General features: G+C 62.9%; 20 protein-coding genes. 8 read left to right on the top strand and 12 right to left on the bottom strand.

Going from position 1 to position 19,997, the window contains the following annotated elements:
- The first annotated feature begins 143 nt into the window (after positions 1 to 143).
- Positions 144 to 551 (top strand): universal stress protein, encoded by a 408-nt coding sequence (locus RA21_RS05780; protein ID WP_019296687.1) that lies wholly within the window; start codon positions 144 to 146, stop codon positions 549 to 551.
- A 12-nt stretch (positions 552 to 563) separates the two neighbouring features.
- Here the strand turns inward: RA21_RS05780 and RA21_RS05775 are convergent, their stop codons facing one another.
- Positions 564 to 1,172: a hypothetical protein gene (locus RA21_RS05775; RefSeq protein WP_039147226.1), complete on the bottom strand. Its 609-nt coding sequence runs from the start codon at positions 1,170 to 1,172 to the stop codon at positions 564 to 566.
- A 152-nt stretch (positions 1,173 to 1,324) separates the two neighbouring features.
- On the opposite strand from RA21_RS05775, the gene RA21_RS05770 reads away from it, so the two are divergent.
- A complete protein-coding gene (locus RA21_RS05770; protein ID WP_039147224.1) occupies positions 1,325 to 1,603 on the top strand; it encodes a TFIIB-type zinc ribbon-containing protein in 279 nt (92 codons plus the stop codon).
- Between the two features lie 70 nt (positions 1,604 to 1,673).
- On the opposite strand, the gene RA21_RS05765 is transcribed toward RA21_RS05770, so the two are convergent.
- Positions 1,674 to 2,141, bottom strand: coding sequence for an aminoacyl-tRNA deacylase (locus RA21_RS05765; protein WP_019296684.1), 468 nt, complete (start codon positions 2,139 to 2,141; stop codon positions 1,674 to 1,676).
- Positions 2,142 to 2,442: 301 nt separating this feature from the next.
- Here RA21_RS05765 and RA21_RS05760 point away from each other — a divergent pair, with 301 nt between their 5' ends.
- Positions 2,443 to 2,745, top strand: coding sequence for a hypothetical protein (locus RA21_RS05760; RefSeq protein WP_019296683.1), 303 nt, complete (start codon positions 2,443 to 2,445; stop codon positions 2,743 to 2,745).
- 273 nt (positions 2,746 to 3,018) lie between these two features.
- Here RA21_RS05760 and RA21_RS05755 read toward each other — a convergent pair whose 3' ends face one another.
- The 3 genes from RA21_RS05755 to RA21_RS05745 form a co-directional block, all read right to left on the bottom strand.
- Positions 3,019 to 3,603, bottom strand: coding sequence for a hypothetical protein (locus RA21_RS05755; RefSeq protein WP_206540046.1), 585 nt, complete (start codon positions 3,601 to 3,603; stop codon positions 3,019 to 3,021).
- A gap of 109 nt (positions 3,604 to 3,712) precedes the next feature.
- Positions 3,713 to 5,911 (bottom strand): excinuclease ABC subunit UvrB, encoded by a 2,199-nt coding sequence (gene uvrB, locus RA21_RS05750; RefSeq protein WP_039147220.1) that lies wholly within the window; start codon positions 5,909 to 5,911, stop codon positions 3,713 to 3,715.
- An 84-nt stretch (positions 5,912 to 5,995) separates the two neighbouring features.
- A complete protein-coding gene (locus tag RA21_RS05745; protein WP_039147218.1) occupies positions 5,996 to 6,451 on the bottom strand; it encodes a MarR family winged helix-turn-helix transcriptional regulator in 456 nt (151 codons plus the stop codon).
- A gap of 86 nt (positions 6,452 to 6,537) precedes the next feature.
- Between RA21_RS05745 and RA21_RS05740 the strand changes: the two genes are divergently transcribed.
- Together RA21_RS05740 and RA21_RS05735 are read left to right on the top strand one after the other, a co-directional pair.
- Positions 6,538 to 7,194 (top strand): glutathione S-transferase family protein, encoded by a 657-nt coding sequence (locus RA21_RS05740; protein WP_039147216.1) that lies wholly within the window; start codon positions 6,538 to 6,540, stop codon positions 7,192 to 7,194.
- A 113-nt stretch (positions 7,195 to 7,307) separates the two neighbouring features.
- Entirely contained in the window at positions 7,308 to 7,619 is a 312-nt protein-coding gene (locus tag RA21_RS05735) for an ETC complex I subunit (protein ID WP_019296678.1), read from the top strand.
- 184 nt (positions 7,620 to 7,803) lie between these two features.
- On the opposite strand, the gene pdxR is transcribed toward RA21_RS05735, so the two are convergent.
- Positions 7,804 to 9,285 (bottom strand): MocR-like pyridoxine biosynthesis transcription factor PdxR, encoded by a 1,482-nt coding sequence (gene pdxR, locus RA21_RS05730; protein WP_052257605.1) that lies wholly within the window; start codon positions 9,283 to 9,285, stop codon positions 7,804 to 7,806.
- Between the two features lie 161 nt (positions 9,286 to 9,446).
- Here pdxR and RA21_RS05725 point away from each other — a divergent pair, with 161 nt between their 5' ends.
- The 3 genes from RA21_RS05725 (at position 9,447) to RA21_RS21950 (ending at position 14,472) form a co-directional block, all read left to right on the top strand.
- Positions 9,447 to 11,030, top strand: coding sequence for an ABC transporter substrate-binding protein (locus RA21_RS05725; RefSeq protein ID WP_039147213.1), 1,584 nt, complete (start codon positions 9,447 to 9,449; stop codon positions 11,028 to 11,030).
- 493 nt (positions 11,031 to 11,523) lie between these two features.
- Complete coding sequence (locus RA21_RS23410; protein ID WP_152610500.1) at positions 11,524 to 13,659, top strand: calcium-binding protein; 2,136 nt, start codon at positions 11,524 to 11,526, stop codon at positions 13,657 to 13,659.
- 216 nt (positions 13,660 to 13,875) lie between these two features.
- Positions 13,876 to 14,472: a hypothetical protein gene (locus tag RA21_RS21950; RefSeq protein ID WP_206540045.1), complete on the top strand. Its 597-nt coding sequence runs from the start codon at positions 13,876 to 13,878 to the stop codon at positions 14,470 to 14,472.
- A 22-nt stretch (positions 14,473 to 14,494) separates the two neighbouring features.
- Here the strand turns inward: RA21_RS21950 and maiA are convergent, their stop codons facing one another.
- From maiA to fahA, 6 genes are all read right to left on the bottom strand, one after another.
- Complete coding sequence (gene maiA, locus RA21_RS05710) at positions 14,495 to 15,127, bottom strand: maleylacetoacetate isomerase (protein WP_039147211.1); 633 nt, start codon at positions 15,125 to 15,127, stop codon at positions 14,495 to 14,497.
- Between the two features lie 58 nt (positions 15,128 to 15,185).
- Positions 15,186 to 15,728, bottom strand: coding sequence for a VOC family protein (locus RA21_RS05705; protein WP_039147208.1), 543 nt, complete (start codon positions 15,726 to 15,728; stop codon positions 15,186 to 15,188).
- Positions 15,725 to 15,940 (bottom strand): DUF2783 domain-containing protein, encoded by a 216-nt coding sequence (locus RA21_RS05700; RefSeq protein ID WP_036762139.1) that lies wholly within the window; start codon positions 15,938 to 15,940, stop codon positions 15,725 to 15,727. Before RA21_RS05700 ends, RA21_RS05705 begins: the two co-directional genes overlap by 4 nt.
- A 5-nt stretch (positions 15,941 to 15,945) precedes the next feature.
- A complete protein-coding gene (locus RA21_RS05695) occupies positions 15,946 to 17,556 on the bottom strand; it encodes an FAD-dependent oxidoreductase (protein WP_039147205.1) in 1,611 nt (536 codons plus the stop codon).
- Positions 17,557 to 17,694: 138 nt separating this feature from the next.
- Positions 17,695 to 18,645, bottom strand: coding sequence for an MBL fold metallo-hydrolase (locus RA21_RS05690; protein ID WP_019296669.1), 951 nt, complete (start codon positions 18,643 to 18,645; stop codon positions 17,695 to 17,697).
- 11 nt (positions 18,646 to 18,656) lie between these two features.
- Positions 18,657 to 19,913 (bottom strand): fumarylacetoacetase, encoded by a 1,257-nt coding sequence (fahA, locus tag RA21_RS05685; protein ID WP_039147202.1) that lies wholly within the window; start codon positions 19,911 to 19,913, stop codon positions 18,657 to 18,659.
- Between the last annotated feature and the right edge of the window lie 84 nt (positions 19,914 to 19,997).

Genomic DNA, 19,997 nt, shown 5'->3' with positions numbered 1-19,997 from the left:
CGCACCGCCGGGCGGGCCCATGACTGGAACCTTATGCGGTCTGGGGCGTTGCGGACAAGCCTGCGCTCTGCACGCCGCGGATGATCATGGTCAACGCGCCGGGCGGGAAAAGGGTGTAGACTGGCAAAGAAGGGAGAACAGACATGTATCACAATATTCTGGTGCCGATCTCATTTGACCCGGAGCGCGACGTGACCGGGCCGCTCAAGGTGGCGCGGCTGCTGTCGGCGCCGGGGGCCAAGGTGACGCTGCTGCACGTGATCGAACAGGTGCCGGCCTATGCGATTTCCTACATCCCGGCGGATTTCATGGAGGACACCCGCACCGCGCTGCAGGCGGAACTGGACGGGCTGGCCAAGACCCTGCCCGATGCCGAAGGCGTGCTGGTGGAGGGCCACTCCGGCCGCACCATCCTGGACTATGCAGAGCAGAACCAGCCTGACCTGATCATCCTCGCCTCGCACCGTCCGGCGATGCAGGACCTGATCTGGGGATCGACCTCAGGCCACGTGGTGCGCCACGCGGCCTGTGCCGTGCATGTGGTGCGCTGAAGCGCGCTTGCCTTAAGCCGGAACCGCCACTTTCAGCAGGTTCCAGGCCAGCCGGATCATGCCGCCGGGCAGCAGGGCAGAGCGCAAAAGAACCTTGTTCGAGTTCACTGCCTGGGCAATGCGGGTATAATGCTCTTTCTTGCTGGCGGGTGAACGCAGCAGGATGGTTTCGGCCTGTTTCATCGCCCGCTCGGTCTGGCGTTTGATCTGCGGCACTGCCGCCGGTTTGACCGCGCGGTAAAGGTTCAGACCCTTGCGTTTGGGCTTCTGGGCCGGATCCAGGTTCTGCTTGACGGCTGTGGTCAGGGTTTCCTCGACCAGCACCAGCGCCTTGTAGGCCTCGGCATAGGCCTGGTTGCCGTTCAGCTTCTGGGCTGCCAGCTTGTAGGTGTGGCGGTAGCAATCGAATTTGTAGACCTGGGGCAGGGTGCCGCAGCGCTCAAAGCCGCTGGTCAGGGTTTTTACAACTGCCTGGGTGGCCTTGGAGCTGAGGCCGCTGCGCTGGCCGCCGCCGCTGTCCATCCCGTCCCGGCTGCCGCCGCCGCCGCCGCCGTCCGCCAAGGCCGGCACGCAGGAGAGGATCAGGGCCAGAAGCCCGGCGAGGATGGTTTTGCTGCTCATGTAAGCCTCCGTGGTTTGGGGCAGCTTACCATGCGTCAGCTGTCTGGAAACGGGCGGAAAGCCGCAAATTGCGGGTTTTTACGCCCCTGTTGTCTTGCGCCGCGGCTGAGCGGTTCCCACGTGAAAGGCTGGAGTTGTGCAAGGAGACGCGAATGCAGTGCCCGATTGACGGAACCGAACTTGTCATGTCCGACCGCGCCGGGGTCGAGATCGACTATTGCCCGCGCTGCCGCGGGGTGTGGCTGGACCGGGGCGAATTGGACAAGATCATCGAACGCTCTGCCCAGCCCGTGCAGCCAGTGCCGCAGCGCTATGACGACCGCAGCCGGGAGTACGGCCGGGAAGATGGCCGGAAGTATGACAAGAAGTACGAAAAGAAGTCCTTCAAGAAGAAATCGAAGAACTTCCTGGAAGATCTGTTCGACTTCTGACCGCCGCCAGCCGGGCCGCCCCGTTGCTTGGGGCGGCGGGCCGGGGTGTCAGTGCCCGGTTCGTGCCCAATCAGTGCACTGTGCAGAAGGAGCCGTGTTTGGCGTCCTTCATCAGGGTGTCGAAATCGGCGCCCTTCATCTCCACCAGCGTCTTGTGATCTCCGGCCTCGAACCAGACCTTGTCCAGCCCGGTGAGGCTGTCGTCGATCACCGTGGGCACCATATAAGCGGCACCGACGCAAGGCGCCGCGCCCGGGTCGCAATCGTCAAAGACCTGATCCAGTTCAATTTCCGGCGCCAGGCCTAGGCGGCGGTCGACCATCGACTGCAGCTTGTGCAGATCGACCTTCTGGTCAGAGGGGATCACCGCCAGGAAGGGGCCTTCCTCCATGTGAATGAGCACCGATTTGGCCAGATGGCCGCCCGGCACATGGGCGGCTTCGGCGCATTCGGACGCGGTGGCGGTATAGGGGTGGCGGACGGTGGCAAAGGGCAAGCCCTGTGCCTCCAGATGATGTTTCAGGCGTGAGGCAATCATCGAAGGGTCCTCCTGTCTGGGGCGGGACCCCGGCGGCGCGTGGCGCAGGTCCTGGCCGCCGCGGGAGCGTTCCGGCTCACTGATCTGGCGGCGGCATCAGCCCTAGGCGCAGCAAGCGGCAATCCGGGGCGCGCGCAGGTTTAAGGTGCCTGACAGTCTGCGCCCGAAGGGGTGAGTCGGGCAAGGGGGGCGGCATGGCTGGGGCGGAACCGGCGGAAATCTCTTGGGAACCCTTTGCGCCCCCGGGCCGTTATCCCTGCGACGCACCGTTGTGGTGCCAGGTAATCGAGAGGGAAAACCCATGAAGACCGGATCTGCCGTTGCCATCGGAGTGGCCGCCGTTATCGCCATTGCCGCCGCGTTCTACATGATCGACGTCGACCAGACCGAAGAGGCCCGCCTGCCGGATGTGGATGTGAGCGTCGAGGGCGGCAACCTGCCGGAATTCGATGCCGAGGTCGGATCGGTCGAGCTGACCGGGGAAACCGCCACCGTGAAGGTGCCGGATGTCGACGTGGAGATGAAGGACGCCGAGATCACCGTGCCCGGCATCGAAGTGACTCCGCCGGAAGACGCCGGCACCGAGACCGCCGCCGACAACTGATTTGGAATGTGTGGTGAAGAGTGGTCCCCCTCCGGAATTTCCGGAGGGGTTTTTTGTGTGCCGGGGCGGGGGAACCGTGGCTGGGTGCGGGTGTAAATGAAAGGAGGTTTCGCTGCGAAACCTTGTTTATTTATAAATGGTTAATGGGTGTGCGGTGGATTTTCGGAGACCTTGCACGGCAAAGCCGTGCATCGCGCCCGACCCGCCCCCCAGGGCGGGCGCGAACGCCCACCCTCGGGATCGAGCGCTGGGTGAACAAATGTTGAGTGGTTTTTAGCCGGTATCTCTGATCGCATTTAACATTGCGGACAAGTGAGCTGTTTCGCCGACTAGGAGATACTTTAGTTTGTCACTTGATCCTTCATAAGTGTGCAATTTCTTCTCGTTGATATCGAAAATCGCAAACTTAGTGTTCGGAGCGATGTCTGATAGCGCTTTGTCCATTATCAACCCTGCCATCTGGGCTTTTAGCTTCGAAAGCTTGTTCTTGTTAAAGAACAACTTGATGGCATGCCTTTGGCCGTCCAGTGTTAGGCCCATTTCAGGGTTGATCGTAAGTTGAAACTCTGCTGACGCCCATTCGCCGCGCGGCGGAACAAACCAATCAATGTCTGAGTGTTTGTCACGCCAGTTCATGTAAGAGCTGATGATCCTTTCGAAGTTCTTTTGTTTCTTTGGGTTTTGAGAGGCGACAAATTCTTCCCAATCCCGCTCTTCACCAGTTTTTTCATAGTTGATGAGTTCTGTTCGAACTCTTCTATAGTAGTCGCGGGTTGGATCGTAGGGGGTATTGCTTTGGCGCCACGCCTGCACTGCGGTTGTGGCTTTCGGCTCGCCCGTTTGCGCTACGAAATCCAAGAATTTTGTAAAGCTAACTCGAATCATAAGGTCTCCATGCTAACTGGCGAAAACCTACTATTGGTTGATTTGAGTTGTAAACTTACACCTGAAATGACGGTTCGAATTTCTACGAAAATTTCTTCTGTGACTTGCCCCGGTATGCCCGCGTCCCGGCCTTGCCGGCCGTTGACCGCCCCCGCGATTTGACGGCTGCTTCCGACGCCGCCTCCACCGCCGATTGCCGGGCCAGCGGGTCGTCGGAGATGGCGAGGTCGACCGCCTCCAGCCGTTTGACCTCGTCGCGCAGGCGGGCGGCTTCTTCGAACTCCAGGTTCTCGGCGGCCTTGCGCATCTGGTCGCGCAGGCCGTTCAGATGCGCCTCCAGGTTGGCGCCGTGCATCGGTTTATCAATCTGGGCGGTGACGCGGTTCATGTCGACGTCGCCCTCGTAAAGGCCGGCCAGAACATCCTCGACGTTTTTCTTGACCGTCTCCGGCGTGATGCCGTGCTCGAGGTTGTAGGCGATCTGCTTTTCGCGGCGGCGGTTGGTCTCGCCCAGGGCGCGCTCCATCGAGCCGGTGATCTTGTCGGCATACATGATGACGCGGCCGTCGGCGTTCCGCGCGGCGCGGCCGATGGTCTGGATCAGCGAGGTCTCGGAGCGCAGGAAGCCTTCCTTGTCAGCGTCCAGAATGGCGACGAGGCCGCATTCGGGAATATCCAGGCCCTCACGCAACAGGTTGATGCCAATCAGCACGTCGAAGGCGCCGAGGCGCAGGTCGCGCAGGATTTCGATCCGCTCCAGCGTGTCGATGTCGGAGTGCATGTAGCGGACCTTGATGCCCTGTTCGTGCAGGTATTCGGTCAGGTCCTCGGCCATGCGTTTGGTCAGCGTGGTGACCAGGGTGCGGAAGCCGTTTGCGGTGACTTTGCGCACCTCGTCCAGCAGATCGTCGACCTGCATGTCCACGGGGCGGATTTCGACCTCCGGGTCCAGGAGGCCGGTGGGACGGATCACCTGTTCGGCAAAGACGCCGCCGGATTGCTCAATCTCCCAGGCCGCCGGGGTGGCGGAGACAAACACCGACTGCGGGCGCATGGCGTCCCATTCCTCGAACTTCAGCGGGCGGTTGTCCATGCACGACGGCAGGCGGAAGCCGTGTTCCGCAAGGGTGAACTTGCGCCGGTGGTCGCCTTTGTACATGCCGCCGATCTGCGGGACGGAGACGTGGGATTCATCGGCAAAGACGATGGCGTTGTCGGGGATGAATTCGAACAGGGTCGGGGGCGGCTCGCCCGGGGCGCGGCCCGTGAGGTAGCGGGAGTAGTTTTCGATGCCGTTGCAATGGCCGGTCGCCTCCAGCATCTCCAGGTCGAAGTTGCAGCGCTGTTCCAGCCGCTGCGCTTCCAAGAGTTTGCCGTCGCCCTCCAGCTGGGCCAGCCGCATCTTCAGCTCCTGCTTGATGGAGATGATGGCCTGGTTGAGGGTCGGCTTGGGCGTCACATAGTGGGAGTTCGCATAGACGCGGATCTGGTCGAAGGTGCCGGTCTTTTCGCCGGTGAGCGGGTCAAACTCAGTGATCTGCTCCAGCTCCTCGCCGAAGAAGGAGAGCTTCCAGGCGCGGTCCTCCAGGTGGGCGGGGAAGATTTCCAGAGTGTCGCCGCGCACCCGAAATGAGCCGCGCTGGAAGGCCTGGTCGTTGCGCTTGTACTGCTGGGCGACCAGATCGGCCATGATCTGGCGCTGGTCGTACATCTCGCCTGCTTTCAGGTCCTGGGTCATGGCGGAGTAGGTTTCGACCGAGCCGATGCCGTAGATGCAGCTGACAGACGCGATGATGATCACGTCGTCGCGTTCGAGCAGGGCGCGGGTGGCCGAGTGGCGCATCCGGTCGATCTGCTCGTTGATCTGGCTTTCCTTCTCGATATAGGTGTCGGAGCGCGGCACATAGGCCTCCGGCTGGTAGTAGTCGTAGAAGGAGACGAAGTATTCGACCGAGTTGTCCGGGAAGAAGCCCTTGAATTCGCCGTACAATTGCGCCGCCAGCGTCTTGTTGGGGGCAAGGATGATGGCCGGGCGCTGGGTTTCCTCGATCACCTTGGCCATGGTGAAGGTCTTGCCGGTGCCGGTGGCGCCCAACAGCACCTGGTTGCGCTCGCCGTCCAGCACGCCCTCGGACAGTTCCTTGATCGCGGTGGGCTGGTCGCCTGCGGGGGCGAAAGTGGTGTTCATGACAAACCGCTTGCCGCCCTCCAGCTTGGGCCGCTGCTGCGGCGCGCGCTGAGTCATCATCGGCATGGTTTTGTCGGAATGGGCGTAGGGCATCAGGCGACTCCTTAGAACGGCGCCGATTTTGGTCTGTTTTTGTTCCTGTGCAAGGGGGCGGGGGCCGCAATCCGGGATATGGTGTCAGATTTTGTCAGCAGACGCGGGGCGCAGCAGCTTTCCGAGCAGCTCTGACAGCCGCCGCGCCTCGCCCGGGCTGAAATGCGGGGTAACGGCCTGCTGCATGGTGTCCGAGTAAACCGCCCACATCTGCGCGCGGGTTTCGGCGCCTTCGGCGGTGAGCAGCAGCACCTGGCCGCGGCCATCGCCGCTGCAGTCCTGCCGGGTGAGATATCCAGCCTTGGCCAGCCGCTCCGCCAGCCGTGAGACGCCGTATTGCGGCAGCAGCAGCTTTTCCTGCAGCTCATAGGGGCGCAGGCCCGCATCGCCTGCGCATTCCAGCTCCCACAGCAGATCGTACCAGTCGAGGCCGGGCAGGCCCGCCTGTTTCAGCGCGGCCTCCACCGCGGTGAGGATGGTCTTGTGCGCGCGCGCCAGCGGCAGCCAGACGGCAAAGGGATCGGGGGCAGATGCGGTCATGGCGGGAATTTAGATGCAAGTGCATTGACATTCAAGGGTACCTGCCCATCTGGTATACATGCAAGTGCATCTAACTGGAGAAGCCCATGAGCGACCTGCATCTGATCAGCCACCATCTGTGCCCTTATGTGCAGCGGGCGGTGATTGTGCTGAGCGAGAAATCCATTCCGCACCGGCGCACCTATATCGACCTGGCAGGCAAACCGGACTGGTTCCGGGCGCTGTCGCCGACCGGCCGGGTGCCGCTGCTGGAGACCGGTGGGAGGGTGCTGTTCGAAAGCCAGGTGATTGCGGAATACCTGGATGAGACGACACCCGGCTCCTTGCATCCTGCCGACGCACTGGAGCGGGCGCGGCACCGGGCTTGGATTGAATACGGCTCGGACACGCTGGCGGCCATCGGGAAGCTCTATAATGCACCGGATGAGGCGGCGTTTGCAGCGGCTGCGGACACCTTGCGCGAACGGCTGGAGCGGATCGCGCCGGAGGTGGCGGGGGAGTTCTTTGCCGGAGAGAACTTTCACATGGTGGATGGGGTCTGGGGCACCATTTTCCGTTACTTTGATACCTTCGATGTGATTGGGGACTTTGGGCTGATGCCGGCACAGGGCCGGATGGCGGACTGGCGCGCGGCGATTGCGGCCCGGCCGTCGGTGAGCGAGGCGCCGCCGGAGGGCTACCCGGCGCGGCTGATGGCGTTTCTGGCCGCGCGGCAATCGTATCTGGGGATGCTTGCGCGGTAGGCCTGTGGCAGCGCTGCAAAGCCCGGATAACCCTGTTCAAAATGCCACCTTGCCGCAGAGCCGCATCCGGCGCATAAAAGCGCTGGATTTGAGACTCAAGCGGGAGACAGCCCATGCAAGCGCGGATTTACCGGCCGGCACGCAACGCCATGACATCCGGCATGGCCAAGACGCGGAAATGGGTGCTGGAGTTTGCGCCTGCCTCGGCCCGTGAAGTGGACCCGCTGATGGGCTGGACGTCCTCCGCTGATACCCAGGCGCAGGTGAAACTGCGGTTCGACAGCAAGGAAGCCGCGGTGGAATACGCCGAGGATCATGGCATCGACGCGGTTGTTGTCGAGCCGAAGGAGCGCAAGGCCAATATCCGCCCGGGCGGCTACGGCGACAATTTCGCCACCAACCGCCGCAGCCCCTGGACCCACTGAGGCTGTAAATCATTCACCCGTTCCCGCCAGGAACTGCATGAAAGGCGCCCAGCGGGCGCCTTTGCTGTATCTGGACTGGCGCAGTATGGCAGAGACCTGGGGCATGCCTGGCCTCGACGGGTGATCTGCTTTCCGTGAGGATCAGGATAGCGCCGCCTTCCATTCATGCGGAAGGATCGCGTCATCAATCCCCCGGATCAAACAGGGAGCAAAGTTTCTCAACGGCTGCAGGAATGCCATCTTCGTGGGTGCAGCCGAACCCAAGCAGCAGCCCGTTCAAGTCCTGCCGCTGCATGCAGTAATAGGACAGCGCATAGGCAGACAGCCCGGCTGCGTCCAGCCTGTCCAGAACATCCATGTCCCGGGTGCCCGGCGGCAGATCGGCAATCACCCGCAGGCCGCTGGTGTTCTGGCGCAGCGACACATGCGGGCTGGCGATGCGGTCAAAACTGCTGATCATCGCCCTGCGGCGGCGGACATAGGCGCTGTGCATGCGGCGCATGTGGGTGCTCAGGTGGCCCTGGCTGATGAACTCTGCCAGCACCGCCTGCAGCCAGGTATTGGGGCCGCGGTCGGTGATCGCGCTCAGCGCCATCAGCGGCCGGGCCAGCGCCGGGGGCGCGATGATGAATCCCAGCCGCAGCGACGGGAACAGCGCGTTGTTGAAGCTGGAGACATAGATCGTGCGGCCCTGATGGTCGTCGCAATAGATCGCCGGATCGGGCCGGCCGCCGAACATGAACTCATTGTCCAGATCGTCCTCGATCAGCCAGGCCTCCTTGCGGCGGGCCCAGTCCATCCACTCCAGCCGCTGCGCAATCGGCATCACCGCACCCAGCGGGTACTGGCAGGAGGGGGTCAGATAGGCCAGCCGCGCGCCATCGGTCTGCGGGCCGTCCTGCGGAACTGCGGCGCCGGTTTCCGTTACCCGGACCGGCACGACGGTTCCGCCTTGGGCCTGAAAGCTCAGCCGCACCACCGGGCTGGAGGGATCCTCCATCAGCACCCTGCCGCCGGGGTCGAGCAGCAGCGCGGCAATCAGGTTCAGCGACTGCTGCGAGCCGTTGGTGACAATCACCTGAGCGGGGCTGCATTTCAGGCCGCGCCGGTTCAGCACATGGTCGCAGATCGCCTCGCGCAGCGGCCCATAGCCGCCTGGCTGGCCATAGGCCATCATGCTGCTGTCCAGCCGGTTGCGGATGCGGTTTTCGATGCGGCCCCAGACCTTGTGCGGAAACAGGTCGATGGCCGGAATATTAGCGAGGAACGGGCGCACCCGGACCGGATCGAAATAGGAGGGATCCAGCCCCTCCGCAGCCGCCCTGCCGCGCTGCGACAGCCGCGGCGGTTGCGGCGCTTCCGCAGCAATACCGCTGCCGGGATGCAGGCCGGGAAATTCCGGGTTCACGAAGGTGCCGGAGCCGGTGCAGCTTTGCAGGTAGCCTTCACTGGCCAGTTGTTCGAAAGCAGCAACCAGGGTGCTGCGGGCAATGCCGTGATGCTCCTTCAGCCAGCGGGTCGACGGCAGTTTCTGTCCGGGTTTGATGCCGCCGTCCCGGATCATCCGCCGCAACTGCTGGACCAGTTGCAGATAAAGCGGCGTGGCCGATGTGCGGTCCAGCTGCAAAAACGGCAGCGGGGCAAAATGCTTGGTCTGCTCCGGCACCGGCGGCCTCCTAAATTGGTTTGCATCATTTAACCAAAATGGACGTAGCGGGCAAAACCATTTTCTGCCACCACATCCTGGCCTGCCCCAGACGGGGCGTTTGAACAGCAACAGGCTGTATTGCCCTGTCCAGGGCGTGGTGCAGCCAGCAGGGAAACAATATGTCCGACATCATCAGCCACTACGTGGAACGGGCGGTCAAAGGCTTCATGACCCGCCGCGAATTCATCGGCCGCCTCGGCGCGCTGGGGGTTGCCGCCGCCAGCGCCAACAGCCTGCTGGCCTCTGCCGCTCGGGCCGAAGGCCCGAAGAAAGGCGGGCTGATCCGGTCCGGCCTGCAGGGCGGCGCCAGCACCGACAGCCTGGATCCGGCCCTGGCAGCCAGTTCGGTCGCCAACAACGTGCTGACCGCCTATGGCGATCTTTTGGTCGAAGTCAGCCCGCAGGGCGAAATCGTGCCGCGCCTGGCGGAAACGGTTGAGGCCAGCGCCGACGCCAAGACCTGGACCTTCAAGATCCGCCAAGGGATGGAGTTCCACAACGGCAAGACACTGACACCGGAGGACGTGCTGAAGACCATGCAGCGCCACTCCAACGAGGACAGCCAGTCCGGCGCCCTGGGCATCATGCGCGGCATCGAGTCGATGAAGGCGGATGGCGATTACTTCAGCGTCACCCTGGAAACGCCGAATGCGGACCTGCCCTATCTGATGGCGGATTATCACCTGGTGGTGCAGCCGGGTGGCGGTATGGATGCGCCCGCTGCGGGCATTGGCACAGGCCCCTACACGGTTGAGGTCAACGAGCCTGGCGCCCGCCATGCCTTCAAGAAATTCGCGAACTACTGGGACGCGGACCGCGGCCACGCCGATGAGATCGAGATTCTGGTGCTGAACGACGACACCGCCCGCACCGCCGCACTGCAAAGCGGTCAGGTGCATTTCATCAACCGGGTGTCGCCAAAAATCGCCAATCTTCTGGGCCGCGCACCCGGCCTGCGGATCGAGAGCATTTCGGGCCGCGGCCACTACTGCTTTCTCATGCATTGCGACACCGCGCCCTTTGCCTCCAACGACCTGCGGATGGCGCTGAAACTTGCGGTGGACCGGCAGGAGATGGTCGACAAGGTGCTGCGCGGCTATGGCAGCGTGGGCAACGACATGCCGATCAACGCCGCCTATCCGCTGTTCTCCGGCGATATCGAACAGCGCAGCTATGACCCGGATCAGGCCCGCCACTACTATCAGAAGTCCGGCCATGACGGCCCGGTTGTCCTGAAAGTGTCCGACAACGCCTTCCCTGGCGCGGTGGATGCCGCGGCGCTGTTTCAGCAAAGCGCGGCCAAGGCCGGCATCCCGCTGCAGATCGAGCGCGTGCCCAGCGACGGCTACTGGTCCGAGGTCTGGAACAAGGAACCCTTCTGCGCCTCCTACTGGGGCGGGCGCCCGGTGCAGGACCAGATGTTCTCCACCGCCTACAAATCCGATGCCGACTGGAACGACACCCGGTTCAAAAGGGAAGATTTCGACGCGCTGCTGCTGCAGGCCAAGGGAGAGCTCGACACCGCCAAGCGCACCGCGCTCTACCGCGAGATGGGCCTTATGGTGCGCGACGAGGGCGGCGCCATCATCCCGATGTTCAACGACTTCATCGATGGCGTCAGCGAACAGGTCGGCGGCTGGGAGAACGATCCGGGCGGCGGCATGATGTACGATGGCGCGCTGGTGAAAACCTGGCTGCTGTGAGCTGATCTCCCGAATACTGCGGCGGGCGCTCTCTCCGGGCGCCCGCCGTTTTTATTGAATACAGAGCCATTGAACTGGCGGCCTGCAGTATCCGGAATGCGCAGGACGCTGCTGCTGCAAAGTTGCGAGCCGCCGTATCTGCCGGGAGCCGTGCCGTTCATTGGGCTTCGGGCGCGGAGCGTTCTGCCGGTCTTGCTGATCCCTGGACGTGCCACCAGGCTGCCTTTTGCAGCGCATCCGGTGTTTGCGGCAGGCGGCGCGGGAAACAGAACCGACGGCGGGGCCTCTGGCCCCGCGTGCCATTTTTGTATCTAATGCTTGCAGGAAGGCTTCAGCTGGCGAGGCGGTCTGGAGAGCGCTGGAGAACTGAGATAAATTTTCCCGGAGCGGTTGGAGACCTGCCGTCAGATTCCTTTTAAAGGCAAAGCCCCGGTGAGCCGGGAATTTGACCCGGGCACAAGCGAAACATCTGCATTTTCTTGATGAGGCCGCGATGGCGACGATTACATTTTACGAACCCTTTGCTATCGGCACTGAAATTGAAGCCGAGTTTTTTGTCACGGGCGAGACCATCCTGTTTACCGGGGAGGACGGCTTTCGTGCAGAGTACAGGTCGGCGCAGGGTGCAGAATTCCAGATGATTGTTGGCTCGGACAACAGTTTCACGGTTACCGGCACAATCGAATCCTACCACCAGTACCAGACCGGCAGCACCACGGAGCTGGCGTATGAGGTGACAGGTCTGGAGCTGGAAGCCAGCAGCGTTGTTTCAGACCCTGACATTACCACGGACGAGTTCCTTGCGCTGTTTTACGGCGGGAACGACACATTCAACGGATCCGACGGGAACGATACTCTCAACGGTCTGACCGGTGCGGATCTGCTTTGGGGAAACAGCGGCCATGACCTGCTGAATGGCAATAGCGGTGCGGACACATTGCATGGCGGAGCGGGCAGTGATGAGCTGTACGGCGGCAGCGGTGCAGACACGCTGAACGGCGGTTCAGGTGCGGACACTCTGGCAGGCGGAACCGGCGCTGACTCCCTGACCGGGGGAACCGGCAGCGATCAGCTGTTTGGCGGTGACGCGTCCGACACGCTGGCAGGCGGTGACGGTGCGGATGCCTTGTGGGGCGGTGAGGACGCCGATGTGGCTGGCGGCGGCACTGGCGATGACACCCTGAAGGGCGGCCTGTCGGATGACACTCTTTCCGGCAACGACGGTGCTGATGCGGTCTTTGGCGAATCCGGGGCGGACCTCCTGTACGGAGGGTTTGGCACCGACACCCTGGCTGGCGGCAGCGGCAGCGACACCCTCTTCGGGGGGCGGGACAGCGATGATCTGTTTGGCGGCGGCAGCGCCGATACGCTCAGCGGTGACGACGGCGACGACAGCCTCAGCGGCGGCGGCGGGAATGATGTGCTTAGAGGCGGCGAAGGTGAGGACACGCTGAGCGGCGGTACGGGCAACGACGCGCTTGATGGCGGTGATGACGACGACGTGCTGGAGGGCGGCGACGGTGCTGACACGCTGGTGGGCGGAGAAGATGAAGACACTCTGAGCGGTGGCGCAGGAAACGACGCGCTTGATGGCGGTGACGATGCCGACGTGCTGGAGGGCAATGACGGTGCTGACACGCTGGAAGGCGGCGAAGGCGCAGACACGCTGAGCGGCGGCGCGGGTAACGACGCGCTTGACGGCGGTGAGGATGCCGATGTGCTGGGGGGCGGTGACGGGGCGGACACGCTGGAAGGCGGTGACGGCAGTGACATCTTGGATGGCGACGCAGAAGCCGACGAACTGGCCGGTGGCGGCGGGAACGACCTGCTGAGAGGCGGCGAGGGTGATGACACGCTGCGGGGCAACTTGGGGGATGACACGCTGAAAGGCGGGTTTGGCGAGGACGTGCTGCGGGGCGGTTTCGGCAATGACGTGCTGCGCGGCGACGACGGCGATGACATGCTGTACGGCAAGGCTGGAAACGATACCCTGTATGGCAGCGGCGACGATGACCAGCTGTTCGGGGATGACGGGGACGATGATCTGTTCGGCGGAACCGGAGCAGACAGCCTGAGCGGCGGCGGAGGCCAGGACATCCTGACCGGCGAGTCCGGCCAGGACACGCTGGAGGGCGGCGATGACAGCGATCTGCTGGATGGCGGCGACGGGGCGGATCAGCTTGATGGCGGCGCGGGCGATGACGTGCTGGCTGGGGGAGACGGCGCCGATACACTGACCGGCGGAGTGGGAACCGATATCCTCAGCGGCGGTGCGGATGCGGATGTGTTTGTCTTCAGCAGTTTCGATGACGCCAGTGCCGGGGACGACTTCCTGGACGTGATCACAGACTTCGACGATACGCAGGATCAGATCGACTTCAGCTCTCTCACCTCAGGGGATGCCTATATCGGCATATCCCTCGACGATGGCGATTTTGAACTGACACCAGCCAATGGCGCCATGTTCTTTGACATCACTCTGTTCATTGATGAGCACCCGGACGGCCTTTACATCGGCGCAATTGACAGCAGTGAAACAGAGCTGGATTTCGAGATCCTTCTGCTCGACGCTACAGGGCTGACCTCGGATCACATTATCGGAATTACCGGCGGTCCCTTGGGGATGTAGTGCGAAAAGGTTCGGGCTGGGTTCTCTGTCAGAGGGCGCACACCGGCAAGAAACCCTGCATCTGCAGGGCAAAGTTAAGAGGGTTCAATGAACAGCAGTAAAAACAAGGCGGTTTGTACATTGCCACTGGCGGCCGCACTATTGCTTATGCCGGCATTGGCGGAAGCCGCCGCAGTGACTGGCCGGACAGCATTGCAGGAAAAGGCTGCGGTGTACGTGCACAAGGCACAGGTGCGCGGCTCCCCGTCGCCTTCCCAGTTTGGCGGCGATGCGGAATCAGGCGGCGATGCAGCGGAAGCGGATGGCGTCAGAAGCTCAAGCACCAGTACCAGCACCGCGGCCCCGGTTGGCCCGGCGTCGGTAACCAACTCTGTCACCACTGCTGTTGTTGCCCAGATCAGCACCGCGTCGGCAGCCTGCGAGGCTGTTGGCACCACCTACCGGACGGACTGTTTGGCCAAGGAACTGAAGGCGCTGGTCAAAAACCTGCCTGCTCAGGGTGAGTACGCGGCCGCACGTGAGGCCCTCGCCACGGCCTCTGACGAGCTGGCAAAACTGTCCCGGCAGAACCGTGACTACAGCCAGCCCCGGCTGCAGATCACTGTGCCATCAGACAGCGAGACCAAGCGCCGCCCGGTTGCGGCGGTGAAGCAGGAAACTGTGGCTGAAACCAACGCCAAGGCGCTGGCAATTCTGGAAGACACCACAACGGTTCTGCTGCGCTCGGCGGAGGGCAACAACGACGTGGCGCTGCATTACCAGCGGATCGCCCAGGCGCTGAATTCCAGCAAGGTGCTGCTGCGTTCCTTGTGACGCAGCGGGACGCCCGGACCGGTCAGTTTGGCGGGGCCGGGCTGGCTGCAGCAAAGGCAGGGTGGGCGGCGCAGGCCGCCTCCACTGCGCAGATCCGCGGCAGGTCCGAGAAATCAGCTTCCCAGCGGCGGGCGTTGTAAAGCTGCGGCATCAGGCAGATGTCGGCCAGCCCCGGGGTGTCGCCGGTGCAGTAAGGCGCCTGGCTGAAACCCTCCAGCAGGGTTTCAAACGCCTGCAGACCGGGGCGGATGAAGTGCTGCATCCAGGCCTTTGGCATGTCGTCCGCGCCGCTGCTGAGGGCTGTGGCGTGTTTCGCAACCTGCAGGTTGCAGACCGGATGCACATCCACCGCGACGGAATGCGCCAGTGCCCGTGCCCTGGCACGCTGGCCGGGGTCTGCGGGCAGCAGGCCGAGGTTCCGGGTTTCATCCAGATAATCGAGGATCGCCAGCGACTGGGTCAGGCGCAGCCCGTCGATCTCCAGCACCGGCACGAACCCTTGCGGATTGCGGGCCAGGTGTTCCGGGCGCTTGTGTTCGCCCTTAACCAGATCAACCGGGACCGAAGTGTAGCTGATCCCGGCCAGGTTCAGCGCGATGCGCAGCCGGTAGCTGGCTGATGAGCGCCAGTAGTCATAAAGGATCGTGCTGCCCATCGGCGGTCTCCCGTGCTGAGAAGGCAGCCCGCCGGGCTGCCTTGGCTGCTTGAGTCTATCAGGCCTTGTTCAATTCCTTGGCGTGCAGCCATTCCGCATGTTTGGGCGCCTTCTTGGTCTTGGACCATTCTTCCAGCATGTCCCATTTCACCGAGTCGAGCTTTTGCAGCAGCGCCTCTTCCTCCGGGTCGGGGCAGGCCAGCTCCACCCGGTGGCCGTTCGGATCGAAGAAGTAGATCGAGTGGAAGATCGAGTGGTCGGTAACACCCAGCACTTCGACGCCGTTGGCCTCCAGATGCTCTTTGAACTGGATCAGGGTTTCGCGGTCCTTCACCTTGAAGGCGATGTGCTGCACCCAGACCGGTGTGTTGCGGTCGCGGTCCATCTCCGGCTTGGTCGGCAGTTCGAAGAAGGCCAGGACGTTGCCGTTGCCTGCATCCATGAAGATATGCATGTAGGGATCGGGTTCGTGGGTGGAAGGAACATGGTCCTCGGCAATGGCCAGGACAAAGTCCATGTTCAGCATCTTGTTGTACCACTCCACCGTCTGCTTGGCGTCCTTGCAGCGGTAGGCGACGTGGTGGATCTGTTCGATTTTCAAGCGGAGTCCTCCCCGGTTTTCAGCGCGGCAGCGGCCAGCGCCTGTTTCAGGATCGCGCGTTTCCCGATGTGATTTGCCAGCACCAGCACCAAACGCGCGTTCAGCGCATCGCTCTCGTCTTTGCTTAGATCCTCATGCGCGGCCAGCAGGTCGGCATAGAAGTCGTCGGCGCGCTCGAGGTTGGCGGTCAGGATCAGTTGGTCTTCGGTCATCTTGATCACTCCTTGCCGATGGCCCGGCGGATCGCGTGCCGGAACTGGTTTTCGTCGAAGCCGGGGCGGCGGGCGGCCACATGCTGGTCCGGGCGGATCAGGTAGACGCCGCTTTCGGCGCTGCCGAGGTAACGGTCCTTCAGCGCCAGCGTCTTGTCATCCTTGATAGAAAGCGCCAGCCGGGTGACCTTGATGCCGGATTCCTCAATTTCATCTGGGGCGTCGGCGTCGATGGTCAGCAGGGTGAACCTGTCTCCCAGCTTGTCCAGCAGGAACCCGTCGGCCAGCGGCACGTCGGGGCAGGGGGAGCCGGGGCGGGTGCGCTCCGGGCCGTTCAGCGCATCGGCTGAGTTCAGCGGCGAGCCGTCATAGGTGCAGGGCACCGACAGGCGGCCGGAGTTCACCAAGGGACGCGCGAATTCATACTGTTCGGACAGATCCAGAACTGCGTCGCGCAGCACCCGGCTCATCTCCGACTTGGGGGTGATGAAATCGGTGGAGCGCGAGGAGTTCAGGATGTTCTCATCCGCGCCATGGATGCGTTCGATGTCATAGCTGTCGAGCAGGCTTTCCGGTGCGGTGCCGTCCATCACCAGCTGCAGCTTCCAGCACAGGTTGTCGGTGTCCTGCAGGCCGGAGTTGGCACCGCGGGCGCCGAACGGGGAGACCTGGTGCGCGGCGTCGCCGGCAAACAGCACCCGGCCATGGCGGAACTGCTCCATCCGGCGGCACTGGAAGGTGTAGATCGAGACCCATTCCAGCTCGAACTTCACATCTTCGCCCAGCATGGCCTGCAGACGCGGGATCACGTTCTCGGGGCGCTTCTCGCGCTCCTTGTCGATGTCCCAGCCCAGCTGCAGGTCGATGCGCCAGACGCCATCGGGCTGCTTGTGCAGCAGGGCCGACTGGCCCTTGTTGAAGGGCGGGTCAAACCAGAACCAGCGCTCGGTCGGGAAGTCCGCCTCCATGATCACATCGGCGATCAGGAAGTTGTCCTCAAACACCCGGCCGACGAAATCCAACCCCAGCATCTGCCGGGTGGGGGAGCCGGCGCCGTCGCAGGCGATCAGCCAGTCGGCTTCCAGGTTGTAGGGGCCTTCGGGTGTGTCGACTTCCAGCGTCACATGGCTGGGATGGGTGCCGATGGCCGAGACTTTGTTGCGGCCGCGGATCTCAATCGGCGCGCCCTGCTCTTGCAGTTCGCTGACCCGGTTCACCAGATATTCTTCGAAATAATACTGCTGCAGATTGATGAAGGCAGGGCGCTTGTGGCCTTCCTCCGGCAGCAGGTTGAAGTCATAGACCTGACGGTCGTCAAAGAACACCTTGCCGACGTTCCACTGCACGCCCTTGTCCACCATGGGCTGGCCGCAGCCGAGCCGGTCGAGGATTTCCAGGGGCCGTTTGGCAAAGCAGATGGCGCGGGAGCCGAAGCTCACCTTGTCGTTGTCATCCAGCACCACCACTTCGGTGCCCTGCTGCGCCAGGTCGATGGCGGCAGCCAGGCCGATGGGGCCTGCCCCGATCACCACTACCTTGCGGCGCACGGGCGCAGGAGCATCCTGATCCGCATGGCGCGCGTAGGGGTACAACGGGACTTCAAAGATCTTGTTCATCAGGTCTCCTCCCAATTTCCGGGTGCCGTCAGGCACAGCTTCACCGTTTCCCGGCATGGGGTGCCGGGAGGATGGTTTAGCGTCTCACAGGTTCTTCCGGGGCGATACGATCTGGATCAAAGCGCCCCGGTTGCAAAATCAGCCCTGCAGGGCCTCCCACATTTCCAGATCGCGCTGGGCGGTCCAGATGCGCGGATGCGCAATGCCGCGGGCCTCGTCATAGGCGCGGGCGACGTTGAAGGGCAGGCAATGCTCGTAGATCGCGTAATCCGCGAACTTCGGGTCGCATTCCGCGCGCACAGCATCCCAGGCTTCTTTCAGCGAACCGCCGCGTGCAGCGATGCGCTGAACCGGGCGGTAGGTGCTCTCGACGAAGTCGCGGGTGTTCTCGATGGCGGCATTGACCATCTCTTTGCCGACCAGTGCATCGCCGCGGCCCGGGGCAATCGCGTCCACGTCATAGGCTTTGATGTTGTCGAGCGTCTGGCCCCAATCGGCGAAATGCCCGTCGCCGCAGTAGCAGGCCGAGTGGTATTCGACGATATCGCCGGTGAACATCACGTTCTGATCCGGTACGTGGATCACTGCATCGCCAGCAGTGTGGGCGCGGCCGATCTGTTTGATGTCGACCCGGCGGTTGCCGAGGAAGACAGTCATCTGATCGGTGAAGGTTGTGGTGGGGTAGGTCAGCCCCGGGATGCTTTCATGGCCTTCAAACAGGCGCGGGAAGCGTTGGAATTCGCTGTCCCAATCTTCCTGCCCGCGCTCCAGCACCATGTTGTATGCGGCATTTGACATGATCACTTGCTGTGCGCCGAACGCGCTGGCGCCCAGCACCCGCACCGCGTGATAGTGGGTCAGCACCACGTGGGTGATCGGCTTGTCGGTGACCGAACGCACGCATTCGATCACCTTGTTTGCCAGCCGCGGGGTGGCCTGCGCCTCGACGATCATGACGCTGTCATCGCCGATGATCACGCCGGAGTTCGGGTCGCCCTCGGCGGTGAAGGCATAGAGCCCTTCGCCGATCTCATCGAAGGTGATCTTCTTTTCGGTCAGGTCCCCTTGGGATGCAAAAGCTTTTGCCATGGTGGTCTTCCTTATCTTGCGTAGGGGTCTTCAAGCGCAGGCAGCACAGTGCCGGTGCAGTCGCCGAAGCCGATGGTGTAGCCATCGCCCTTGGCCGCGCCTTTCAGGGTCAGCGTGTCGCCATCAGCGATGAAGGAGCGCTCCTCGCCGGTGTCCAGCGTCAGCGGCTCCTTGCCGCCCCAGCTGAGTTCCAGCAGCGAGCCGCGGCTTTCCTTCACCGGACCGGAAATGGTGCCGGAGCCCAAGAGGTCGCCTGCGTTCATCGGGCAGCCCGAGGTGGTGTGATGCGCAAGCTGCTGCGCGGCGGAGTAGTACATCTCCTTGTAGTTGGTCCGCGCGATTGTGGTCGCCGCCTTGCCTTCCGGCGCCAGGGTCACTTCGAGGTCGATGTCATAGAGCATCGGGCCGCAGTCCTTCAGGTGGTCCAGCAGCTCCACTTCGCGTTCCGGCGTGTCGCAGCGGAACGGTTCCAGCGCCGGCTTGGTCACGATCCAGGGAGAGATCGTGTTGGCCGTGGCCTTGGCCTGGAACGGTCCCAGCGGCTGGTATTCCCAGGCCTGGATGTCACGCGCCGACCAGTCGTTCAGCAGCACATAGCCAAAGATGTTGTCATCCGCTTCCTGCACGGTGATCGGTCCGTCGGACGGCGTGCCGACGATGGCGCCCATCTCCAGCTCGATATCAAACCGTGCGCAGGGTGCCCACCGCGGCGTGTCGTCGTTCGGGCCTTTCAGCTGGCCCCAGGGGCGGCGCACATCAGTGCCGGAAATCACGACCGAGGACGCACGCCCGTTATAGCCGATCGGGATATGCAGCCAGTTCGGCGGCAGCGCGTTTTCCGGGCCGCGGAACATGGTGCCGACGTTGAAGGCGTGGTTTTTGCCTGCGTAGAAGTCTGTGTATTCGCTGACCGCAAAGGGCATGTGCAGCTCGGCATCGGCGGTGGCAACCAGCAGGGGTTCCACTTTCTCTTGCTCGGCAGCACCTTCGGACAGCAGCGCGGTCAAACGGTTGCGCAGCGCGGCCCAGACGGCGGGGCCTTCCTCCATCAGGTCGTTCCAATAGGGCACGTCGAACAGCGGCGCATCGGCCAGCTGGACCAGACCGGCTTCCTCGGCGGCCTGCATGTCCAGGATCATGTCGCCGATGGCAACACCGCAGCGCGGGTCATCGCCCTCAACGGAAAATACACCATAAGGCAGGTTGTTCAGCGGGAACGGGTGGTTCGCATCATTGGCCGAGGCCACCCAGGATTTCAGCAGAGGCATAGTGTCTCCAGTTTCCGGATCCGAAGATCCTTTTCATCTTTCCGGAAGTACTCCGGGGGTGAATGGGCCGGACCGGCCCAGAGG

Origin of the sequence: Leisingera sp. ANG-DT, from assembly GCF_000813785.1 — a bacterium.
Lineage (GTDB): Bacteria > Pseudomonadota > Alphaproteobacteria > Rhodobacterales > Rhodobacteraceae > Leisingera.
This window is presented reverse-complemented; position numbering and strand designations above follow the sequence as displayed.